This window comes from Mesorhizobium sp. M7A.F.Ca.ET.027.02.1.1 (assembly GCF_004022985.1).
Taxonomy (GTDB): Bacteria; Pseudomonadota; Alphaproteobacteria; order Rhizobiales; family Rhizobiaceae; genus Mesorhizobium.
The window spans coordinates 1-2,929 of the sequence record NZ_RZOL01000577.1 but is presented as its reverse complement, the minus strand read 5'-3'; the positions used below and the strand labels follow the sequence as shown (position 1 = coordinate 2,929).

The window sequence follows — 2,929 nt, the reverse complement described above, 5'->3', positions numbered from 1 at the left end:
TCTCGCCGGTGCCACCGGCCACCACCAGGGTGCCGGCGATCATGCGGCTGCCGGCGTGGTCGCCGGAGCCTTTCAGCACCGCTATCAGGCCGCGCCGCATGCGGTCCGCAGCGAAGGCGCCCGCCTTGCCCCTGACGATCAACACACCGCCGTTCATGCCGGCCAGTTCCCCGACGAGCGGCGCACCGAGGTGGTCGCCGGCATTGCCTGTTATCTCAAGCCTGCCGCCACGCATGCCGGAGCCGGCGTATGGACCCGCATTGCCTTCGATCATGAGCTTGCCACTGCGCATGGCGCGCCCGGCCTGGGCGCCGGCATTGCCAACGAGGCGGACCGACCCGCCCCGCATGCCTTGCGCCACAAGGTCAAGGCGCGTGCTTCCGCCTTCGAACACGATGCTTGTCGGATCGCTGCCGGCGACGCGAAAAATGTCGCCCACCTTCGATCCGTGCTTCGACATGCCGATCTGGATTCTTTCGACGTCGCGCCTTTCGATCCCGGCCAGCCGCTCCGGCGTCAGCAGCGACAGGTCAAGGCGCTCCGGCGGCTCGGCAACCAGGGTGAAGGTCAGCGCCTTCATGGCAGCATATCCTTCAGCGAGTAGATGAATTTCCCGAGCTTGCCGCCGTAATTGCCGGCGCTGATCCGAACCGCGCCTCTTTTCGGGCCGAGCTCTATGACAGCCTTGATGCCTGCCTTCATCGCGGCGGCAACTGCATCATTGGTTTCACCATCGATGACGATTTCCAGGACGGCGTTGATGTCGGGAGCGAGCTCACTCGCGACGACGCCGCGCAGCGTTGGCGCGTAGGCTTCGTTGGCCGAAGCGATCATGCCCTTGTATTTGCCACCTATCTTGGAACCCGAACGGGCAATGCCGCCCGGAAACGGCACGATGGCGCCAGGCACCATGCCGATCGCAGCGACCGCGGCCTCGGCAGCGGCCAAAGCGTTGGCGCTGTTTTGCGCCATGACAAAGAAATTGCCGCCACCGACAGCTTCCTTCGTCAGTCCGGTTGTTGCTTCGCACAGGAACTCGCCATCCATGACGGGAATACGCCAGAAATGCCTGTCGCCGATCTTCTTGGAGATTTGCCAGCCGTCGCCGAAATAACGCAGCGCCGAACCGAGCTTGAGCTCGGCGCTGCCTTGCAGCCCGGCAAAGCAGGCGGAACCCGGCGAGGTCAAAACGCACTGGCCGACACGATTGAGCAGTTGCTTCTGCAATTCGTCCGTCCCCATCGCGAAAATCATGACGCGACAGCCGGGCCGGCCATCCGGTGTGGCCGATGGCGGCAGGTCGAGATCGATTGCCGCTTCGCAGCCGCAACCGATCACCGAGGTGGCGAAACCGGTCATCGTGATCGCCGCCTGGCGAGCCCATTTCCGGCTCGGCGCGGTGATGACGATGGCGGTCGCGCGCATGCCGAAGGCTTCGGCGAAGGTATCGTCGATCGTTACCCCATTAACGCTCATGTTCGGCATGGCACCTCGCCGAATGGCTGTTCGCGCGCAATCGCGGAATCCGGAAAATTGAACCAGTCCAGCGACAGGCCGTAGCGCTGCTGGTGATAGTCCTCGAGCCGTCGCACCATTGCCTTGTCGACAGGCGGCTTGAGCCTCAATGCCTTGCCCCAGCGGTAATGGATGATTTCCCCGTCTTGCACGACGAGATCGCCATCCTTGAAAACATACGCCGCTTGTCCGAGCATTTTCGCGATACTGCGGTCCCTGCGATAGACAGCGATGTCGGCTGTTGCACCGGCGCCGAGATGGCCTCGATCCGTCAAGCCAAGCAGCTTGGCCGGCGCCGCGCGCGTCATGATGGCGATTTCCTCGAACGTGTATTCGCGGTCGATTGCGGCCAGGGTAGAGAGCGCCAGGGCGGATCGTGAAAGTCCAGCGGTCATTTCGGCGCGCGCTTCCCGGCTCATCAGCAGTTCGAACAGCGCCGGATAAGCCGTAAAAGGTGCACCGTTGGGATGATCGGTGGTGAAGAACACACGCCAGGGATCGTCGATCAGGAGAAAAAGCTCGAGCCCGATCGCCCACTGCATCGTGCCGTAGAAGTCCTTGCCATAGCTGTAGGGCACGATGCCGCCGCCATTGCCGTCACCATCATGAATGACGGTCTTTTTCGGGTGCGCGCTGCCACGCGCCGAAAACTGCCGCATGACGTCGGAGGAGACCGTGACCGTCTGGCCGAACATGACCTGGCCGATATCGATGGTGACTTCCGGCGTCGCGTTGACCAGTTCGGCAAGCCGTGCGGCGGCAGAGGAAAACCCACGTTTTCCTTCCGTGCCATAGCCATAGAACTGGAGGTGGGCGAGATGCAGCGGCAGCCCATCCGCCGCTGCGATCGTCGCAGCCGCCGTATTCGCCGATCCGGGGCTGCCCAGATTGTTGCAATGGACATGCAGGGGATGCGGCAGGCCAAGACTGTCGACGGCGGCCTGCAGCGTCTTGACGATCTTGCGCGAACTGACGCCATAGGAAGGCACGACATCGTCCAGCGAGAAGGTGCGGACGTTCTCCTTGAAGGCGGCCGCCGCACCGGCGTTGATCACCTTGACCCCAAGCGCTCGCGTCGAAGCGACCGTCCAGGCGACATAGTCCTCGATCATCGTGGAGGGGGCGTCATCGCGGATCATCGACAGAAGGAAATCGTCATTGCCGAGAATGGCAAGGGTTGCTTTGTCGATGATCGGGATGTCAGCCAGTTCGAGATGCGTGTGAAGCGCCGCTCCCGGCGACATCGCCGGCTCGACCACCGTCGTAAAGCCCATCTTTGCGTAGAGGCAGCCCGTCTGGAACGTCGACCAGCCGGCATTGGAGAGCGGCGTCGTTGCTGGCCTCAGCTGATGGGCGGCATGCTGTTCGGGCAAGAGCAGCCGCGCGGTGTTCACATTGCCGCCACCGATGTGGG

The 2,929-nt window shown here is 63.1% G+C and carries 3 protein-coding genes; all 3 read right to left on the bottom strand.

What is annotated here, in order from left to right; translation table 11 throughout:
- On the bottom strand, nt 1-580 hold a 580-nt coding region (locus tag EN749_RS33650), incomplete at its 3' end, for a formylmethanofuran dehydrogenase subunit C (RefSeq protein WP_128364788.1).
- Nucleotides 577-1,485, bottom strand: a complete 909-nt coding sequence (fhcD, locus tag EN749_RS33645; protein ID WP_128364787.1) for a formylmethanofuran--tetrahydromethanopterin N-formyltransferase — start codon at nt 1,483-1,485, stop codon at nt 577-579. The genes EN749_RS33650 and fhcD, both read right to left, overlap by 4 nt.
- The coding region (locus EN749_RS33640; protein ID WP_128364786.1) for a formylmethanofuran dehydrogenase subunit A at nt 1,473-2,929 on the bottom strand (1,457 nt) is incomplete at its 5' end. The genes fhcD and EN749_RS33640, both read right to left, overlap by 13 nt.

Excerpts from the sequence above, each read along its gene's own strand:
- fhcD (WP_128364787.1), bottom strand. The coding sequence starts at position 1,485 with ATGCCGAACATGAGCGTTAATGGGGTAACGATCGACGATACCTTCGCC.